The organism is Achromobacter sp. RW408, assembly GCF_003184165.1.
Taxonomy (GTDB): domain Bacteria; phylum Pseudomonadota; class Gammaproteobacteria; order Burkholderiales; family Burkholderiaceae_B; genus Achromobacter; species Achromobacter xylosoxidans.
Window position 1 is genome coordinate 602282 of record NZ_QHHO01000046.1, and the last position, 19330, is coordinate 621611.

At 70.0% G+C, this 19330-nt stretch carries 18 protein-coding genes; 9 read left to right on the top strand and 9 right to left on the bottom strand.

Features of this window, described 5'->3' with window-relative positions:
* Positions 1-122: 122 nt before the first annotated feature.
* Genes DK459_RS12885 through DK459_RS12895 form a run of 3 tightly spaced genes read right to left on the bottom strand, consistent with a single transcriptional unit; the run spans position 123 to position 3524 of the window.
* Positions 123-866, bottom strand: a complete 744-nt coding sequence (locus tag DK459_RS12885; protein WP_020927213.1) for a GntR family transcriptional regulator — start codon at positions 864-866, stop codon at positions 123-125.
* Between the two features lie 11 nt (positions 867-877).
* A complete protein-coding gene (locus tag DK459_RS12890) occupies positions 878-2485 on the bottom strand; it encodes an AMP-binding protein (protein ID WP_054518180.1) in 1608 nt (535 codons plus the stop codon).
* A gap of 4 nt (positions 2486-2489) precedes the next feature.
* Positions 2490-3524: a cyclase family protein gene (locus DK459_RS12895; RefSeq protein ID WP_024068548.1), complete on the bottom strand. Its 1035-nt coding sequence runs from the start codon at positions 3522-3524 to the stop codon at positions 2490-2492.
* A gap of 158 nt (positions 3525-3682) precedes the next feature.
* On the opposite strand from DK459_RS12895, the gene DK459_RS12900 reads away from it, so the two are divergent.
* Together DK459_RS12900 and DK459_RS12905 are read left to right on the top strand one after the other, a co-directional pair.
* Positions 3683-4687, top strand: a complete 1005-nt coding sequence (locus DK459_RS12900) for a tripartite tricarboxylate transporter substrate binding protein (protein ID WP_006387025.1) — start codon at positions 3683-3685, stop codon at positions 4685-4687.
* On the top strand, positions 4684-5406 hold the full coding sequence (locus DK459_RS12905) for an SDR family NAD(P)-dependent oxidoreductase (protein ID WP_006387026.1): 723 nt from the start codon (positions 4684-4686) through the stop codon (positions 5404-5406). Before DK459_RS12900 ends, DK459_RS12905 begins: the two co-directional genes overlap by 4 nt.
* A 48-nt stretch (positions 5407-5454) precedes the next feature.
* Here DK459_RS12905 and DK459_RS12910 read toward each other — a convergent pair whose 3' ends face one another.
* Complete coding sequence (locus DK459_RS12910; RefSeq protein ID WP_006387027.1) at positions 5455-5841, bottom strand: hypothetical protein; 387 nt, start codon at positions 5839-5841, stop codon at positions 5455-5457.
* A gap of 91 nt (positions 5842-5932) precedes the next feature.
* On the bottom strand, positions 5933-6904 hold the full coding sequence (locus DK459_RS12915; protein WP_006387028.1) for a GlxA family transcriptional regulator: 972 nt from the start codon (positions 6902-6904) through the stop codon (positions 5933-5935).
* On the opposite strand from DK459_RS12915, the gene DK459_RS12920 reads away from it, so the two are divergent.
* A complete protein-coding gene (locus tag DK459_RS12920; protein WP_110134795.1) occupies positions 6899-7603 on the top strand; it encodes a DJ-1/PfpI family protein in 705 nt (234 codons plus the stop codon). The genes DK459_RS12915 and DK459_RS12920 overlap by 6 nt on opposite strands.
* On the opposite strand, the gene DK459_RS12925 is transcribed toward DK459_RS12920, so the two are convergent.
* Complete coding sequence (locus DK459_RS12925) at positions 7560-8042, bottom strand: Lrp/AsnC family transcriptional regulator (protein WP_006394279.1); 483 nt, start codon at positions 8040-8042, stop codon at positions 7560-7562. The two genes, DK459_RS12920 and DK459_RS12925, sit on opposite strands and share 44 nt — an antisense overlap.
* 132 nt (positions 8043-8174) lie before the next feature.
* On the opposite strand from DK459_RS12925, the gene DK459_RS12930 reads away from it, so the two are divergent.
* Positions 8175-8804 (top strand): LysE family translocator, encoded by a 630-nt coding sequence (locus tag DK459_RS12930; RefSeq protein ID WP_026383643.1) that lies wholly within the window; start codon positions 8175-8177, stop codon positions 8802-8804.
* A 91-nt stretch (positions 8805-8895) separates the two neighbouring features.
* On the opposite strand, the gene DK459_RS12935 is transcribed toward DK459_RS12930, so the two are convergent.
* The 3 genes from DK459_RS12935 to DK459_RS12945 form a co-directional block, all read right to left on the bottom strand.
* Positions 8896-10806, bottom strand: coding sequence for an ABC transporter ATP-binding protein (locus tag DK459_RS12935; protein WP_070543056.1), 1911 nt, complete (start codon positions 10804-10806; stop codon positions 8896-8898).
* A gap of 396 nt (positions 10807-11202) precedes the next feature.
* Positions 11203-13098, bottom strand: a complete 1896-nt coding sequence (locus tag DK459_RS12940; protein WP_110134796.1) for a TRAP transporter large permease subunit — start codon at positions 13096-13098, stop codon at positions 11203-11205.
* Positions 13095-14108 (bottom strand): TRAP transporter substrate-binding protein, encoded by a 1014-nt coding sequence (locus DK459_RS12945; protein WP_006387034.1) that lies wholly within the window; start codon positions 14106-14108, stop codon positions 13095-13097. Before DK459_RS12945 ends, DK459_RS12940 begins: the two co-directional genes overlap by 4 nt.
* 235 nt (positions 14109-14343) lie before the next feature.
* Here DK459_RS12945 and DK459_RS12950 point away from each other — a divergent pair, with 235 nt between their 5' ends.
* The 5 genes from DK459_RS12950 to DK459_RS30995 form a co-directional block, all read left to right on the top strand.
* On the top strand, positions 14344-15171 hold the full coding sequence (locus DK459_RS12950) for an IclR family transcriptional regulator (RefSeq protein ID WP_035200224.1): 828 nt from the start codon (positions 14344-14346) through the stop codon (positions 15169-15171).
* Positions 15172-15215: 44 nt separating this feature from the next.
* Complete coding sequence (locus DK459_RS12955; protein ID WP_020927227.1) at positions 15216-16388, top strand: acetyl-CoA acetyltransferase; 1173 nt, start codon at positions 15216-15218, stop codon at positions 16386-16388.
* Positions 16385-18016, top strand: coding sequence for an acyl-CoA synthetase (locus DK459_RS12960; protein WP_024068558.1), 1632 nt, complete (start codon positions 16385-16387; stop codon positions 18014-18016). Before DK459_RS12955 ends, DK459_RS12960 begins: the two co-directional genes overlap by 4 nt.
* 84 nt (positions 18017-18100) lie before the next feature.
* Positions 18101-18865 (top strand): SDR family NAD(P)-dependent oxidoreductase, encoded by a 765-nt coding sequence (locus DK459_RS12965; RefSeq protein ID WP_006387038.1) that lies wholly within the window; start codon positions 18101-18103, stop codon positions 18863-18865.
* Between the two features lie 58 nt (positions 18866-18923).
* Positions 18924-19330, top strand: a 407-nt coding sequence (locus DK459_RS30995; protein WP_110134885.1) for a DUF296 domain-containing protein, incomplete at its 3' end; no start/stop codon positions are given.

Genomic DNA, 19330 nt, shown 5'->3' on the forward strand with positions numbered 1-19330 from the left:
GGGCGCTTTGGCCGGATGGCCGCGCTTTTGTGATGGGTCGGGAACAGCGGGCGAACGCGGGTTGGCGCGTGCGCCGCCGGCCGCGCGTCGGCCGGCGAAGTCTCCTGGGAAGGTCGGTGGCGCTAGCGCTGGCTCAACAGGTCGAACTCCATGCGCACCTTGCGGAACGGAAATTCCAGCCGCGCGAAATACACCACGCGGCCGTCGATGCAGGCGTAGCGGCGCAGTTCGGCCACTGGCGAGGACACCGGGATGCGCAGCGATTCGGCCGACTCCTGGCCGGCCTCGATCACATTGAGCACCTGGCGCGCCTCGCTGATGCGGGCGCCGTAGAACTGGTCCAGCACCGGCGCCACCGTGCTTTTCTGGATGCGGGCGCGATGCTTGCGGAACAGGCTGCTTTCCAGAAATACCTCGCTATAGCAGAACGGCCCGGCCTCGGTGGTGTGCACCCGCCGCAGGTACTGGAAACTGCCGCCGCGCTGCGCCGCGCACGGCATGCCCAGCGTGTCGGGCAGCGGCGAATCGGCGCTCGACTCCACCAGCGACACCGTGCCCAGCTGGTTGCTCAGTTCGACCGTCTCGGCCCAGGTCTTGGGAATCAGCAGCGTCGGCGTCTCCGGCAGGTCGGCGTTGACGAAGGTACCGGACCCGCGCGAACGCCGGATCAGGCCGTCCTGTTCCAGCTGGCCGAGGGCCTGGCGGATGGTGGCGCGCGAGATGCCATAGGTTTCCATCAGCGCTTCCAGCGGCGGGATCTGCTGGCCCGGCCGCCAGGTGCGGTTCTGGATATGGCTGCGAAACAGCGCCGCCGCCTGCAGGTAGAGCGGTTGAGGGCTGTGCGAGAAAAGCGGGCGCGCGGGCATGGTCGGATCGGTCAGGAGGTGGCGGGGGCGGCGAGCAGGGCGTCGGCCATCTCGCGCAGCCGGTGTTTCTGGATTTTGACCGAATTGGCGCTTTCCACGGACGGAAACGCATCCAGCACCGTGAAGCCGGCGGGAACCTTGAAGCCGGCCATGGCCTGCTTGCAGGCCGCCGTCCAGCCGGTCGCGTCGGCGCTGGCGCCTTCCCGCAGCAGCACGAAGGCGTAGGGCACGGTCTTGCCGTCGCGGGTGGCGCCGACCACCTGGCAGGCGCGCACGCCGGGCAGCGTTTCCACCATCTGTTCGATCTCGACCGGATTCACCAGGAAGCCGGACAGGCGCAACGAGTCGCCCATGCGGGTCTGGAACACGAACTGGCGCGGGTTCAGGGTGTAGCCCAGGTCGCCGGTCCGGAAGTAGCCGTCGTCGGTGCAGGCGCGGGCGGTGGCCTCGGGGTTGTCGAGGTAGCCGCGCATGAGGCTGGGCGACAGGATTTCCAGCTCGCCCGATTCGCCGTGCGGCAGGATTGCGCCGCTGGCCGGGTCGCGCGCCCGCACCCGCGCCTCGGGATAGATCAGCGTGCCGCCTGGCTGGTGGCGCGCGGCCACGTCGCCCTCGGCGGGGTCGCGCGGCTGGCCGGCCACCAGCGCGATCAGTTCGCTGGACCCATACAGCCCCGTCAGCGGCACGCCGGCCGCGCGCGCCAGGTCCAGCATGTGGTCGAGCGCCGGCGTGAAGCTGGCGAAGCCGAACAGGCGCGCCGAGGCGAATGCGCCGGGCGCGGCCGCGCGCATCATGGCGACCAGCGCCTCGTTGTTGGCGTAGGTGTGGCTGACCCGGTGGCGCTGGATCGCGGCGGCCGATTCGGCCGCGTCGAACACCGGCGCGCACACCACCGGCACGCCCCGCGCCAGCCCGCCCGCCAGCGTGGCGAAGCCGAACGCGCCGCAGAACGGCGCGCTGGCCAGCACGCGGCTGTCGTCGTCGTAGCCGAACGCTTGCGCCACCGCGGCGCCGTGGCGCAGCAGGGTGCCCTGGTCATGCAGCACGAACTTCGGCTGTGAGGTGGTGCCGGACGTGGTGAAGCACAGCACGCCGGCGTCGGACTGGGGCGGCGGGGGCGTGTCGGCGCAGGCGCGCAGGTCGGCGTAGCGGTGCACCGGCTTGCCTCGCAGCGACGCGGCGGCGGGTTCGTCCGCTTCGGACACGGCGACGATGCCTCGCAGCCGCGCCAGGTGTTCGGGCGCGACGCCGTCCAGGATGCCCTGGAAGTCGATACCCTTGAAGCCGGGCCAGAACACCAGCCAGTCGGCGCCGCCACGGCCGAGGATGTCGGCCAGTTCGAGGGCGCGAAAGCGCGTGTTGACGGCCAGCGCCAGCGCGCCCAGGTGGGCGCAGGCCAGGAAGGTCTCGACCCAGGCGGCGCAATTGGGCAGCCATACGGCCACGCGCTGGCCGGGCCGCACGCCGATGCGCGCCAGGCCGGCGGCCAGGGCGCGGCTGCGCGCGCGCAGTTCGGCGTGGCTGATGGCCCGGTCGCGGTCGATCAGGGCGGGGCGCCCGGGGTGGCGCGCCGCCAGGGCGTCGAGGTGTTGCGAAAAGAGGAGGGAGGATTGCGTCATGGCGTCACACCGTGGCGATCGGCGTCACGGGCGACCCCACCGCGCCCGGCAGGCGCAGCGGCGGCGCGGTCAACAGGAAGCGGTTGCGGCCCTGTGCGTGCAGCCAGTCGGCCAGCGCCTTCAGGTACCACAGCTCGGCCAGCGGCACGCCCAGCTTGAACAGGCAGTGATGATGCAGCGGCAGGATCGAATGGCCGGGGCCGGTGGTGCGCGCCGGATAGGCCTCGACCGCGTAGTTGTCGGCGCAGATCGCTGCGATGCCGCTGTCGGTGATCCAGTCCAGCAGCGCCGGGTCGGCGCCGTCCAGCACCGCGCCGGTCTGCTCCAGCTGGTGCGGATCGGGCTGGCCGGCCATTTCCACCAGCGTTTCGGCGAAGCCGGTGCGCAGCACCAGCATGTCGCCCGGCTCGACCACCACGCGCTGCTCGCGCAGCGCCGCCTGCAGCTGGGTATGGCCCACCAGCGTGCGGCCGGGGCCGAAGGCGCGCGCCAGGTCCACCAGCACGCCGCGGCCCTGCATGCCTTTTTCGGCATAGCGGTCGATGCCCAGCCTGCGCGCATACGAGCCGCCCGGCGGGCAGCAGGCGTCGGGGCCGGCGTCCTCGCCGCCGAACACGTCGACGCCGGCGGCATAGCCGTTGTAGTAGACGCGGCGGGCCTGGCCGTCGCCCTGGATGTCGAACTGGGCGCCCACGTGGCACAGGCCGTCCCATTGGGTCGAGTACTGCAGGCTGAGCGTGACCTGGTCGTCCGACAGCACGTCGACGGCGTCGGGCTGCAGGCGCGCCATGGCGAAGTTCAGGTAGGGCGTGCCGTCGCGGAAGGTGGGCTTGAGTTGCGGCGGGTGGCGGCGCGGGTTGAGCACGTTGCCGCCGGGCAGGTCCAGCGGCAGCGACAGGCAGAAGACCTTGCCGGTCCGCACCTCGCGCACCGCCTGCAGCACTTTTTCCTCGGTCAGCAGGTTCAGGCGGCCGATCTCGTCGTCAGGCCCGAAATCGCCCCAGGTCGATCCCTCGGGACGGCGCGTCCAGCGTTTCATGGTTTGTCTCCGGTATGTTTTTCGCGTTCTTGTGAATATAGTACGTATTTACGTACTATAGGAAGTGTCCGCATCCCGCGGACGCCCATCGACAGCATCCGCCCCGAGGCGGAGCCAGAAGAAATCCGCGCCAAGCGGATTCGCGAGGAGACAGATCCATGACGCATTCCCTGCACAGGCGCGCCGGGCGCCGCGCGTTGGCCACGGCGGCGCTGGCCGTGCTGGCCGCGGCCCCGATCCATGCGGTCCAGGCGGCCGGCTATCCGGAGCATCCCGTCACCGTGGTCGTGCCGTATCCGCCGGGTGGCGGCGCCGACATCTTCGGCCGCGCCATCGCCAACGCGCTGCAGCCGGGCCTGAAGCAGACCGTGCTGGTCGAGAACAAGCCGGGCGCGGGCGGCAACATCGGCATGGCCTACGTGGCGCGCGCCAAGGCCGACGGCTACACGCTGGGGCTGGGCACCATCGGCACGCAGACCATCAACCAGTTCCTGTACAACAACATGGCGTTCGACCCCGAGCGCGACCTGGTGCCGATCGCGCTGGTGTCGACCACGCCCAACGTCATCGCCGTCAGCGCCAAGTCGCCCTACAGGACGGTGGCCGACGTGATCCAGGCGGCGCGCCAGAACAAGGAAAAGAAACTGACCTATGCGTCGCCCGGCATCGGTTCGTCGGTGCACCTGACCGGGGCCTACTTCGAGGCCATGGCCGGCGTGACCATGCTGCACGTGCCGTTCAAGGGCACCTCGGCGTCGCTGCCGGCGGTGGCGGGCGGCCAGGTCGACCTACTGTTCGACAACCTGCCCGGCGCGCTGGCGCAGATCAAGGACGGCAACCTGGTGCGGGGCGTGGCGGTGACGTCGGCGGCGCGCGATGCCTCGCTGCCCGACCTGCCTACCGTGGCCGAGTCCGGCCTGCCGGGCTTTGACGTGACGGCCTGGTTCGCCCTGTACGCGCCGCGCGGCACGCCGGAGCCGGTGGTGCGCCAACTGATCGAGGCGGCGCGCAGCGGCCTGGGCTCGCAGGCCATTGCCACCAATTTCGCCACCATGGGCGCGCGGCCCGGCACGCTGTTCGGCGCCGACCTGGCCGCGTTCGAAAGGCAGGAACGCGCCAAATGGGGCGGCCTCATCAAGGACAAGGGAATCACGGCGCAATGACAACCCCCATCGCATTGGTCACCGGCGGCAGCCGGGGCATCGGCCGCGCCATCGTCGCGCGCTTGTTGCAGGACGGCTTCGAGGTCGTCAACTTCAGCCGTCGGCCGCCGGACGCGGCGCTGCCGGGCGAAACCTTCCAGTCCGTGGACCTGGGCGATGCCGCCGCCACGGCCGCGGCCGCCGCCGCGCTGGCGGCGGCGCGGCCGGTGCTGCACCTGGTCAACAACGCCGGCGTGATCCAGGTCGCCGACATCGAGGCGGTGACACAGGATGAACTGGCGCGCATGGTGGCGGTGAACCTGACCGCGCCGTTGCTGTTGATGCAGGCGCTGCTGCCCGGCATGCGCCGGGCCGGCTACGGCCGGGTCGTCAACATCGGCAGCCGCGCCGGCCTGGGCAAGCCGGGCCGCACGGTCTACGGCGCCACCAAGTCCGGCTTGGTGGGCATGACACGCACCTGGGCGCTGGAACTGGGCAAGGCCGGCATCACGGTCAACACCGTGGCGCCCGGGCCGATCGCCACCGAGTTGTTCGACCAGTCCAACCCGCCGGGCGACCCCAGGACGGTGGCGCTGGAGGCCGCCATCCCGGTGGGGCGCATCGGCCGGCCCGAGGACGTGGCGCATGCGGTGTCGTCGTTCCTGGACCGGCGCGCCGGCTTCATGACCGGGCAGGTGCTGTACGTCTGCGGCGGCATGTCGGTCGGTCTGGCCGGGTAGGCGTTCACACGGCAAGGCGCCTCGCGCGGGCCGCGGGGCGCCGCCGCGTCAGTCGCGGCGCTCCAGCGGCCAGCGAAGTGGCGGCGTGATCCCCACCTGCAACCCGGCGCCGGCCAGCACGCCGTGCAGCCGGATGGCCTCGAGCGCCAGGACGTTCTCGGCCACCGGCAGGTCCTGCGCGATGAGGTCGCGCGCCCGCTTGACGCCGATGCCCAGCGCCACCGCCAGGCGGGCGACGGCGCTGGCCGTGGGCAGGTCGCCGGCCCGCACCCGCAGCGTGTAGGGCGTGCGGTCCATGATCGGGTGGTGCGGATTGGTGGTCGCCACCATCCAGCCACAGCCGCCGCAGCGCGCGATCAGGCTCAGCCCCTGTTCGGTGACGGTCTGGGGCTGGCCGCATTCCGGGCAGGGGGAGGACGGGGCGGATTCGCTCATGGCGTATGGGAAACGGGCCTGGACGGGATGATAGGGGCAGTCCGCGCGCGGCGGCAACGCCGGCGCAAGGTTTGTCTTGGCGCGACAGGCCCTACGGCCGGCCCGCTGCCCCGAGAGCATGGCGCACGGCCTTGTCCGAGGCCCTGCCGGCCGCGCGCAGGGCGCCTTCGCGCTCGCGCCGCAACTGGCGCAGGACCTCGGCCGGCGTCACGCCGAAATGCGCCGCGAACTTGCGCTGGAAGGTGCGGCGCGACATATGGCAGGCGTCGGCCATGTCGTCGACCGACCAGCGCGCCGACAGGCTGGCCTCGATCTTCTCCACCAGGTCGCGGAACGGCGCCGCCAGGCGGTCCTGCAGGCGCAACGACTGGCTGTACTGGCGCTGGTCGCCGTCGCGCCGCATGAAGACCACCAGGCGGCGCGCCACGTCCTGCGACACCCGCGCGCCCACGTCGCGCTCGATCAGCGCCAGCGCCAGGTCGATGCCGGCGGTCACGCCCGCCGAGGTCCAGACGGCGCCGCTTTCGATGTAGATGCGGTCGTCTTCCACCTTCAGGCCGGGATGCAGCTGGCGCAGGCGGTCGGCCGAGCGCCAGTGGGTGGTGACGCGGCGGCCATCGAGCAGGCCGGCAGCGGCCAGCAGGAAGGCGCCGGTGCACACGCTGCAGGTGCGGCGTGCCTGCGGGCTGCGGCGGCGCAGCCAGGCCAGGGTTTCGCCATGGGCGGCGGCCTGGTCGATGCCGGGGCCGCCCGGCACGAACAGCATGTCGATCGGCGCGTCGTCGTCGGTGGCGAAGGTGGCGTTGACCTGCATGCGCAGGCCCTGGTCCCAGGTGCCGACCACCGGCGTGGCCGCCACGGTGCTCAACTGGTAGCCGGCGCCGCCTTCGTCGTTGGCGCCGCTGAATGCCTGCCAGGGCCCGGCCAGGTCGAGCGGCTGGAAGCCGTCGTACAGCAGGAAGACAATGCGTTTTGGCGCGATCGTGCCGCCATTTGGCGCACGCGCGCCGGCCTGTCGGTCTACGCTGGCGGTTCCATTCTGCGAAGGAGCATCGTCGTGCATGTCAATATTCTCTTGTTCGAAGGGCTGACCCAGCTCGATATGACCGGGCCTTACGAGGTGCTCGCCGCCGCGCCCGGGTTCAGCGTCGATTTTGTCGCAAAATCGCCCGATCCGGTACGCAGCGATCGCGGCCTGTGTTTCGTGCCGACCCAGACGCTGGCGTCGGCGCCGCCCTGCGATCTGCTGGTGGTGCCCGGCGGGCCGGGCACGGATGATGCCATCCTCGACCCGGACTGGGTAGCCTTCACGCGCAGGCAGGCGTTGGGCGCGCGCTACGTCTTCGGCATCTGCACCGGTTCGCTGCTGCTGGGCGCGGCCGGCCTGCTGTGCGGCAAGCGCGCCTCCAGCCATTGGCGCGCGCGCGAACTGCTGGCACATTTCGGCGCCGTGCCGACCGACGCGCGGCTGTGCGTGGACGGCAACGTCTTCACCGCGGGCGGCGTCACGTCGGGCATCGACATGGCCCTGAAGGTGGTGGCCACGCTGTGCGGCGACGAGGTCGCCAAGCTGATCCAGTTGCAGATCGAATACGACCCCGAGCCGCCGTTTCCCGGCGGCACGCCCAGGACCTCGGAACCGGACATCGTGCGGCAGTACCTGGCGCAGTCGCAGGCACGCTTCGAGCAGCGCAGCGCCAAGGTGCGCCAGGCCGCGCTCAATGTCCCAGGTGGTCCAGCGGCAGCGGACTCTGCGGCTTGACGGTCTGGATGGCGAAGTTGCTGCGGATGTCCTTCACCCCTGGCAGCTTGAGCAGCGTGGTCAGCAGGAAGCGTTCGTAGGCGCGCAGGTCGGGCAGCACCACCTGCAGCAGGAAGTCCGATTCGCCCGACACCAGGTGCGCCGCCACCACTTCCGGCAGGGCGCAGACTTCCTTGCGGAACTGGTCGGCGTCGCGTTCGTGGTGGCGCTCGACCTTGACGCCGACGAAGACGGTCAGGCCCAGCCCGACTTCGTCCGGCGCCAGCCGGGCTTCGTAGCCCTGGATCACGCCGGCTTCTTCCATCAGCCGCACCCGCCGCAGGCAGGGCGAGGGCGACAGGCCGATCTGCTCGGCCAGCTCGACGTTGGTCAGGCGGCCGTTCTGCTGCAGGGCCTCGAGAATGCGCCGGTCATAGGCGTCCAATTGGCGTTTTGGCATGGAATGAAATTTTGGAGGGATTGATTGGTCCAAGATGCCAATCATGTTATTCCTGTTGGCAGGAATAGCAAGCACATGCCGATGCCTTTTCCCTAGAATGATCGCCATTTCCTGCTGCACGGAGCGTGGCTCATGGCCGATATGGCGTTGTTTCTCGGGGCATTGTTGATTGTCTATGTGGTGCCGGGGCCGGACATGATCCTGCTGCTCGAAACCGGGGCGCTGCGCGGGCGCGGCCAGGCGCTGGCGGTGGCCGTGGGCCTGGCCCTGGCGCGCGCCGCCCACGTGACACTGGCGGCGCTGGGGCTGGCGGCGCTGTTCAAGACGCATCCGTGGGCCTTCGACGCGGCGCGCACCGTGGGCGGCGGCTACCTGATCTGGCTGGGCTTGCGGTTGCTGCGCGCCGGGCCCATGTCGTACGGCGTGGCGCACGAGGCTCAGGCGGCCGCGCGCGGCAAAGGGCTTGGCGCGGCGTTGCTCAGCGGGGTGCTGACCAACGTGCTCAACCCCAAGGCGTTGTTGTTCTGCTCGGTGCTGCTGCCGCAGTTCGTGTCGCCCGCGCAGGGGCCGATCGGCCAGCAGTTCGCGTTGCTGGGCGTGATCCTGGTGAGCCTGGGGCTGACCTTCGACGTGCTGTGCGCCCTGGCCGGCGGCGCGCTGGGGCGCTGGATGGCGGCGCATCCGCGGGTGCAGAAATGGCAGGGCGCCGTGTTCGGCGGCGCCCTGATCGCCTTCGGCCTGCGGCTGACGCTGAATCGTTGAGGCGGCGCAGGACGGGGGCCGCGCGGGCGGCGCATGCGGGACGCGCCGGCGGCAAAGAAAAAAAAGGCCTGACTTGCGTCAGGCCTTTTGCCTACTTGCCGAAGGCGAAGGACGCTTCGTCCTGGTCCTGGCCTTGGTCCTGGTCTTCGCCATCGGCGCGCGCCGGCACGGGGCGGGCGCCGTCGGCCAGCATCTCCGCCTGCGTCAGGCCCTTGGTCAGCTCCAGGGCCTGGCGCTCGAACAGGCGCCGGTACAGGCCGCCTTTCAAGCGGATCAACTGGTCGTGGCTGCCTTCCTCGATGATGCGGCCGCGGTCCATCACCAGCAGGCGGTCCAGCGCGCGCACCGTCGACAGGCGGTGCGCCACCACCAGCGTGCTGCGGCCGACCATCAGGCGTTCCATGGCCTGCTGGATCAGCACCTCGCTTTCGCTGTCCAGGCTCGACGTGGCTTCGTCCAGGATCAGGATCGGCGCGTCCGCCAGGAAGGCCCGGGCGATCGCCACCCGCTGGCGTTCGCCGCCCGACAGCTTGACGCCGCGCTCGCCCACCAGCGTCTCGTAGCCCTTGGGCAGGGCCATGATGAAGTCATGCGCGCTGGCCAGCCGCGCCGCCTGCTCGATCTCGGCCTGCGTCGCACCAGGGCGGGCGTAGGCGATGTTCTCGGCCAGCGTGCGGTGAAACAGCACCGGCTCCTGCTGCACGATGGCGATCTGGCTGCGCAGCGACGCCTGCTTGACCTGGGCGATGTCCTGCCCGTCGATGGTGATGCGGCCGCTGTTGACGTCATACAGGCGCTGGATCAGCTTGATGAACGTGGTCTTGCCCGAACCCGAATGCCCGACCAGGCCGACCCGCTCGCCCGGCGCGATGCGCGCCGAGAAGCGGTCGTACAGCGCCACGTCGTGCCGGCCATAGCGGAAGGTCACGTCCTCGAAGCGGATCTCGCCGGCCGTGACGCGGATCTCGCCCGCGCCAGCGCGGTCGTCCACGCCCAGCGGCTGCTTCTCCAGCGCCACCAGTTCCTCCATGTCGTTGACCGAGCGCTGCAGGTTGCGGATGTGCATGCCCACGTCGCGCAGGTGGCCCTGCAGCATGAAGAACATCGTCAGCGCGAAGGTGATGTCGCCGACGCTGGCCTGGTTGCGCGACCACAGCAGCAGCGACGCGCCCAGGATGCCGGCCTGCATCGCCACCAGCATCGCGCCCTGGATGCCGCCGTTGATCGTGGCGCGGATCCAGGTGCGGCGCGTGCGGCGGCGCCACTTGTCGACCACGCGTCCCAGGCGTCCTTCTTCGCGCGTTTCCGCGCCGAAGGCCTTGACCACGGGGTTACAGCTGATGGCGTCGGCCAGCGCGCCGCCCATGCGGGTGTCCCAGGCATTGCCCAGCCGCGCCGCCGGCGCCACATAGCCCAGCGACAGCACCGCCGTCACCGCGATGTACAGCACCGAGCCCAGGCCCACCACCAGGCCCATTACCGGCCAGTGCACGCCCAGCAGCACGGTGGCGCCGACCAGCATCACCACCGACGGCAGCAGCGCCACCAGCAGCGTGTCGTTCAGCACGTCCACCGCCCACATGCCGCGCGTGATCTTGCGCACGGTCGAGCCGGCGAAGCTGTTGGCATGCCAGTCGGTGGAAAAGCGCTGCACGCGGTAGAAGGCGTTGGACACCATGCCGTTCATCATCTTCAGGGTGAAGACGATGATGTTCTGGAACACGCCCTGGCGCAGCAGCGTGCCGCCGATGCCCAGCGCGATCAGCAGCCAGAACGCGGTGACGGCCGCGCCCCAGACCTGCGCGTCGGACGAGGCGCCGGAGGCCACGGCGTCGACCAGCCGGCCCGCGTACAGCGGGGTCAGCACATCGGCCACGGCCGACAACAGGGCCAGCGCGACGATGAGGGTGGTGCGCCAGGGCTGGGCGCGCCAATAGCGGAAGGTAAAGCCGAGGACGTCCTTGAAGGCTTGTCCTCGCAGATCGATTTTTGTTCGATTCATTGCGATCGCCCGGCAACGCGAAGGCGCCGGTTTCCTTTTGGGAAGAAGGTGATACGACCTGCGCCTCATGGCGCGGGCATTGCGTTCAGGGGTTTGGGGCGGGCACGGCGGACCAGTCGCCAGGTAGTCTGGCGATGGGGCCGCGCGGGCGACGACTTAATGGCGTCGCGGAGATACGCGCGGGATGGCGGTATGCGGATTCATCATCTTGCGCCTCCCAGGTGTAGGTGAAGGGAAAAAAGAATGGGCACAGGCCCGAATTGAAGATTCTATAGAAGTGGTGTAGGCGGATCAACCGCGCGAGCGGTGGGGGAATGCTCGCGTGTGGGTTTTTCCCCACGGCGGTAGGTGCGCCGGCGCGCCGCGCCACGTGGGCGCGGCGGCCGGCCAGGCGCCTTACTTCAGGAACCCCGTCGAGATCCACGGCACCGCGGCAATGAGCACGATGCCGACCGCCATCGAACCCAGGTAGCCCAGGATGGGGCGGATGCCGGCTTCGGGCGCGACCCGGCCGATGGCGCAGGCGGCGTAGTAGCCCACCCCGAACGGCGGCGCGAACAGGCCCAGGCCCATCGCCAGGATCACCACCATGGCGTAGTGCACCTCGTGGATGCCCATCTGGTGCGCGATCGGGAACAGCAGCGGCCCGAACAGCACGATGGCGGGGATGCCCTCCAGCACGCTGCCCAGGATGACGAACGCCACGATCGACACCGCCATGAAGGTGGCCGCGCCGCCGGGCAGGCCCGCCATGGCCTGCGCCAGCTGGGTCGAGAAGCCCGATTGCGTCAGCGCCCAGGCCATGGCGGTGGCGGTGCCGATGATCAGCAGGATCGAGCCCGACAGGCAGGCGGTGTCCACCAGCATGGGCTTGAGCCGCTTGGCGTCGAAGCAGCGGTAGACCAGCAGCCCGATCAGCGTGGCATAGACGATGCCGATGGTGGACACCTCGGTGGCGGTGGCCACGCCCTCGACCACGGCCGCGCGGATCACGAACGGCAGCGCCAGCGCCGGCAGCGCCACCAGCAGGGCGCGGCCGATCTGGCGGCCGCTGGCCTTGCGCACCGCGCTCAGGTCTTCGCGGCGGTTGCGCCACCAGACCACCAGGCACAGCATCACGCCCAGCACCAGCCCGGGCAGCAGGCCGCCGGTGAACAGCGCCGTGATCGACACGCCGGTGACCGAGCCGATGGTGATCAGCACCAGGCTGGGCGGCACGGTCTCGGTCTGCGCGCCGGTGGCCGACAGCAGCGCCACCAGGTCGCCCTCGTCGGCGCCGCGCTCGCGCATCTCCGGGAACAGCACCGGCGCCACCGCGGCCATGTCGGCCGCCTTGGCGCCCGAAATGCCCGAGACCACGTACATGGCGCCGATCAGCACGTACGACAGGCCGCCGCGCACGTGCCCCAGCAGGCTGGCCAGGAAGGCCACCATGCGCTTGGCCATGCCGGTCATCTCGATCAGCACGCCCAGGAACACGAACAGCGGCACCGCCAGCAGGATCAGGTGCGACATGCCTTCGTCCATGCGCCCGACCACCACCATCATCGGCACGTCGGTGGTCAGCGACAGGTAGCCGAAGGTGGCCAGCCCGAACGAGAAGGCGATCGGCACGCCCGCGAACACCGTGGCCGCCACCACGCCGACGAAGAAGATCAGCAGGTTCAGGTTGCCCAGTCCCGCCAGCACCGGCTGCAGCGCCGTCATGGCGGCCACCACGCCGCCGACCAGCAGCAGCGCCAGGCCGGTGACGCGCCACTGCGCGCGTTCGACCAGCCGCAGCAGCGCGATCAGCAGCATCAGCGCGGTGCCGACCGGCAGGGCCGCGGCGCGCCAGATGTTGGGGATCTCCAGCGCGGCGGTGGTGACGTACCGTTCCTCCGAAGCGTATTCGTAGCCGGGCGCCTGCAGCAGCAGCAGCAGGAACGCCAGCGCCGCCGCCACCGCCACCATGTCCAGCAGCGCGCGGGTGGCGGGCGAGGCGCGATTGACCAGCGCGCCCATGCGCATGTGCTCGCCGCGGCGGAAGGCGATCACCGCGCCCAGCATGGCCAGCCACAGGAACAGGATCGAGGCCAGCTCGTCGGACCACACCAGCGGCGTGTGCAGCACGTAGCGCGCCACGATGCCCGAGAACAGGATGACGATTTCCGCGACCACCAGGATGGCCGCGGGAATCTCCACCAGGTGGCCCAGGGCATTGTCGGCGGCGATGGCCCAGGGCCGCCGGCTGCCCGGGGCGGCACCGGCCGTGGGCAGCACTTCCGCCGGATGCGTGAGCGCAGCCCTCATGACAGGCTCCCGGCGGCCTGCTCCAGCAGGCCCCAGGCCTTGTCGCCGTATTTTTCCTTCCAGCTGGCGTAGAAGCCGGCGCGGCGCAGCGCGTCGCGGATGGGCGCGGGGTCGGGGGTGTTGAAGGCCAGGCCCTGCTCGGCCAGCTTGGCCTGCAGCTGATTGTTGAGCGCCAGCACGTCGGCGCGCTCGGCCATGCCGGCGGCGTTGATGTGTTTGGCGACGACCTCGCGGATGTCGGCCGGCAGCTTCTCCCAGGCGCGGCGGTTGCCCAGGAACCAGAAGCCGTCCCACATGTGGTTGGTCATCGAGCAGTACTTCTGCACTTCGTACAGCTTGGCGGTCTGGATGATGGCCAGCGGGTTTTCCTGCGCGTCCACCACGCGGGTCTGCAGCGCCGAATAGGTTTCGTTGAAGTTGATGCTGGCCGGCGACGAGCCGAGGGCCTTGAACATCGAGGTCCACAGCGGGCTGACCGGCACGCGGATCTTCAGGTCGCGGAAATCGTCCGGGCCGGTAATGGCGCGCGAGCTGGTGGTGACCTGGCGAAAGCCGTTGTCCCAGATGCGATCCATGACGAACAGGCCCTTGCCATTGATGTCGGCGCGGATGTGGGCGCCCAGGTCGCCGTCCATGGCCTTCCAGACCGAAGCGTAATCGGGGAAGGCGAAGCCCACGCCGCTGATCGACGCGCTGGGCACCAGGGTCGACAGGATCAGGCCCGACAGGGTGAAGAACTCGACGGCGCCGGCGCGCAGCTGGCTCAGGGTGTCGGTGTCGGAGCCCAGCTGGCTGCTGGGGAACACCGCCAGTTCGAAGCGGCCGCCGGTGTCCTTGAGGATGTTCTGCGCGGCCTCGTTGGCGCGCAGGTTCATCGGATGCGAGGGCGGCAGGTTGTTGGCGTACTTGTAACGGAACTGGGGCGCCGCCAGCGTGCGCTGGAACGGCGCCAGGGCAAGCAGCGCGCCGCCTCCCGCGGCGCGCATGAGGTTGCGTCGAGTCGTGTTCATGCTGTCTCCTTGGTTATGAGATCCGGCCGCCGTCGAGGACGGCCGGATAAAGCGCCTTGCCAGGCTTGTTGCTTTATCTTTGCATGAGGTCCATTATATGGACCTGCTTACTACCCTTAAATTCATTAAATCATATTGATTCGCTAGCGTAAATCTATAAAACTGGTGCAGAATGAAAAAACAAAATCACATTGATGGTCCACAAAATGGACCTGATGAAAAAACAGGCGGAGACGTGACGGAGACCTCATCCCAGGTCGGTGGCGCCCAGGCGATATCCCGCGCAATGCTGGTGCTGCGCGCGGTGTCGCGCACCCGCGGCGAAGGCGCGGGCCTGCTGGCGTTGACGCGCGACACGGGCATGAGCAAGCCCACCGTGCACCGCATCCTGGCCGCGCTGGCCGCCGAAGGCATGGTCGAGCAGGACCTCGCCAGCCGCCGTTACTTTCTCGGGCCCGAATGCCACGTGCTGGGCAACATCGCCAGCGAGCGCTTCGGCATCAACCGGCTGGCCGCGCCGGTGGTAGCGCGGCTGGCCCACGAATGCGGTGATTCCGCCTTCTTTTCGCTGCGCCGCGACGTGTTCGCGGTCTGCGTGCTGCGCGAGGACGGCGACTACCCGCTCAAGACCCACGTGCTGTTGCCCGGCGATCGCCATCCGCTGGGCATCGGCGCCGGCAGCCTGGCCATCCTGGCGGCGCTGCCCGACGACGAGGTCGACGCCTGCCTGCAGGCCAATGCCGGCCTGATAGAACGGCGCTATCCGCATTACTCCGTGCCGCTGATCCGCACGCTGGTCGATGAGGTGCGAGAACAGGGCTATGCCGTGAACCGCGGCTTGGTGGTGCCGGGTTCGTGGGGCATCGGCATGCCGCTGCGCGACGAGCAGGGCCATGTGCTGGGCGCGCTCAGCATCGCCGCGGTCGAATCGCGCATGGACGAAGAAAGGCAGTTCCAGCTGGCCAAGCTGTTGTCACGCGAGGCCAAACGCCTGCTTGCGCAGGCCAACCCGGCAGGCCGCGAGGCGCGGGCGCGCCCGCCGGCCGCCAAGCCCAAGCCCTGATCCGCCATGCCGGCGGGGCGGGGCTGCCAACAGAGGAGACAGCAATGAGCAAGCGTGCCGTCATCGTGGGGTGGTCGCACATCCCATTCGGCAAACTCGACGACCCCGACACCGAAAGCCTGATGGCGCGGGTATCCGGCGCCGCGCTGGAGCACGCGGGCGTGAGTCCGCAGGCCGTGGACGGCATCTATGCCGGCGTCATGAACAGCGGTTTCCAGAAGCAGGATTTCCAGGCCGCGCTGGTGGCCCTGGCCGATCCGGCATTGGCCCATGTGCCGGCAACCAGGCTGGAGAACGCCTGCGCCACGGGGTCGGCCGCGCTGTACGCGGCCATGGATTTCATCGAGGCCGGGCGCGGCCGCGTGGCGCTGGTGGTGGGCGCCGAGAAAATGACCGCCCGCTCCACCGAGGACACCGGCGATATCCTGCTCAATGCCAGCTACCGCAAGGAAGAAGCCACGCTGCCGGGCGGCTTTGCCGGCGTGTTCAGCCGTATCGCCACGGCCTATTTCGAGCGCCATGGCGACCACGGCGAGGCGCTGGCCCGCATCGCCGCCAAGAACCACGCCAACGCGCTGGACAATCCCTATGCGCAGATCCGCAAGGACCTGGGCTTCGAGTTCTGCAATACCGTTTCCGAAAAAAATCCCTATGTGGCGGCGCCGCTGCGGCGCACCGATTGCTCGCCCATTTCCGACGGCGCGGCGGCGCTGGTGCTGGCCGACGCGGAAACGGCGGCGGACCTGCGCCGCGCCATCGGCTTTCGCGCGCGGCGCCACGTCAATGACTTCCTGCCGCTGAGCCGGCGCGATCCCATCGCCTTCGAGGGCGCGGCGCGGGCCTGGCGCGAGGCCTTGGCCGAGGCCGGCGCGACCCTGGACGATTTGAGCCTGGTGGAGACGCACGACTGCTTCACCATCGCCGAATTGATCGAGTACGAGGCCATGGGCCTGGCGCCGCGCGGCCATGGCGTGCGGGCATTGCGCGAAGGCTGGGTGCAGAAGGGCGGGCGCCTGCCCGTCAACCCGTCGGGCGGACTCAAGGCCAAGGGCCATCCGGTGGGCGCCACCGGCGTGTCGCAGCACGTCATGGCGTGCCTGCAACTGGCCGGCGAGGCGGGCGCCATGCAGGTGCCGGACGCGACGCTGGCCGGCGTCTTCAACATGGGCGGCGCGGCCGTGGCCAACTACGTCAGCATCCTGGAGCGCGTCAAATGAGCGGCCCGTTGCAGCAGGTCGCGGCGCCGCCCGGCGGCGTGGCGCCGGTATCGCGGCGGGTGATGAACCTGGCGCATTTCCTGGTGCAGGCGGCGCGCCGCCATCCGGCGCGCGCCGCGCTGGTCTGCGGCCAGGCGCGCCTGAGCTGGCGCGAGCTGGACGCGCGCACCGCCGCGCTGGCGCGGGCGCTGGCCGAGCACGGGGTGGGCAAGGGCGACCGGGTGCTGGTTCACGCGCGCAACAGCTTCGCATTCGCCGAAACCCTGTTTGCCGTGTTGCGGCTGGGCGCGGTCTGGGTGCCGACCAACTGCCGCATTTCACCGGACGAGGCCGTTTACCTGGCGCGGGCGGCCGGGGTCAAGGCCTTCCTGTGCGAGGGACAGTCGCCGGCGCACGCCGCGGCGGTGGCGCAGGCCATGCCGGACCTGGCCCTGCTGGCGCGGCTGGGCCCGGGCGAGTTCGGCGCGGCCGACACCGCCTCCCTGATCGATGCGCGCCTGCAGGACGCGCCGGCGGCCTGCGTCGACGTGGACTACGACGACCCCTGCTGGTTCTTCTTCACTTCCGGCACCACCGGCCATCCGAAGGCGGCGGTGCTGACGCATGGCCAGATGGCCTTCGTGCTGACCAACCACCTGTGCGACCTGATGCCGGGCACCACCGAACACGACGTCAGCCTGGTGGTGGCGCCCTTGTCGCATGGCGCGGGCATCCATTTCCTGACCCAGGTGGCGCGCGCGGCCGCCACCGTGCTGCCGGAGGGCGAGCGCTTCGACCCGGAAGAGGCCTGGCGCCTGGTGCAGGCGCACCGGGTGACCAACATGTTCACCGTGCCGACCATCGTCAAGCTGCTGGTCGAGCATCCGGCGGTGGATGCCTTCGACCACACCAGCCTGCGCTATGTGATCTACGCCGGCGCGCCGATGTACCGCGAAGACCAGAAGCGCGCGCTGGCCAAGCTGGGCCGTGTGCTGGTGCAGTACTTCGGGCTGGGCGAGGTCACCGGCAACATCACCGTGCTGCCGCCGGCGCAGCACCATGACGGCGACGGCCCCGAGGCGCGCGTGGGGACCTGCGGCTACGAGCGCATCGGCATGCAGGTCAGCATCCAGGACGAGGCCGGCAACCCGCTGCCGGCGGGCCGGACCGGGGAGATCTGCGTCTGCGGGCCGGCGGTGTTCGCCGGCTACTACGACAACCCGGCCGCCAACGCCAAGGCATTCCGCAACGGCTGGTTCCGCACCGGCGACCTGGGCTACCAGGACGACGCGGGGTATCTCTACATCACTGGCCGCGAATCCGATATGTACATCTCGGGCGGCTCCAATATCTATCCGCGCGAGGTCGAGGAAAAGGTGCTGGCGCATCCGGCGATCGCGGAGGCGGCCGTGCTGGGGGTGCCGGACCCGGTGTGGGGCGAGGTGGGGGTGATGGTGTGCGTGCTGCGACCCGGCGAGACACTGGAAGAGGAGGCCCTGCTGGCCTGGCTCGGATCGCGCATGGCGCGCTACAAGCTGCCGCGCCAGGTGTTCTTCTGGGATGCGCTGCCGCGGTCGGGCTACGGCAAGATCACCAAGAAGCTGGTGCGCGAGGCCCTGCGCGAGCGGGGCTGCCTGGCGCCTGCCTAGGAAACGGGGCCGCCGCGCGGCGGCCGCGCAAGAGGGTGCGGACATCGCGAACACATCGCGAGCACACAACGAGGAGACCGAGTCATGGATGGAGCGCAGGAAGCGGTGCTGGTCACGGGAGGCGCGTCGGGCATTGGCCTGGCCGTCGCGCGTGGCCTGCTGGGCGCGGGACGCCGGGTGCTGGTGGCCGACGTGTCGCAGGAACGACTGGACGAGGTGCGAGGCCTGGCGCCGGCGGATCGGTTGGGCTGCGTGCGGATGGATGTGTCCGACGAGGCGCAGGTGAGCGAGGCGATCGCGAGGCTGGAGTCCGACTTCGGGCCGATCGCCGGGCTGGTCAATTCGGCGGGTATCGGCCGCGACGTGCCGTTCCTGGAGACCGACGCGGCGTTGCTGCGGCGGATCCTGGAAGTGAACCTGGTGGGGTCGTTCGTGGTGGCGCGCGAGGCGGCCCGGCGCATGCGCGATCGCGGCCGCGGGTCGATCGTGAACATCGCGTCCGTGTCGGGCATCCGCGGCAACGCGGGCCGGGCGGCGTACGGGGCTTCCAAGGGAGGCGTGGTGACGCTGACCCGGGTGATGGCGGTGGAGCTGGCCGCCTACGGCATCCGCGTGAACGCGGTCGCGCCCGGGCCGATCGAGACGCCGCTGGTGAGCCAGATGCACACGGATGAGGCGCGCGCGGCCTGGCGTCGGGTGGTGCCGCAGCATCGCTACGCGGCGCCGGAGGAACTGAACGGCACCATCGGGTGGCTGCTGGACGAGTCGCAGTCCAGCTACGTGACCGGGCAGGTGATCTGTGTGGACGGCGGCTTCACCGCGGCGGGCATGCTGCCGGCGGTGCATTGACGCCCGCGTTTTCAGCTTTCATTCCCATCTTGCGCCACAAGCGCACGGAGTGCACATCATGCGAACCACCACCGTGGATCGTTCGTTGCGGGGATCACCGGTATTGCCCCGCCCCAGGACGCTGATACACCCGGGAGCCTTCAACCCGGTCCGGATACACAGCCGCTGCGCGCGGCGCGGCCGCCATGTCCGGCTGGCGCTGCAGCCCGGCGCCAGCCTATTCGAGGCGCTGGTCAATGGCCTGGCGCCGCTGGGCGTGGAGAACGCCTCGATGACGCTGCTGAGCGGCGAATTCAGCCATCTCGACTACTGCACCGCGCCGCCGGACCCGGCGCATCTGCGGGTGGTGGCGTACACCGCGCCGATCGCGGCGGGCGCGGCCACGCTGATCTTCGGCAACGCCACGCTGGGCAAGGGCGACAACGGCGAGCCGCTGGTGCACTGTCACGCGGCGTTTTGCGATCA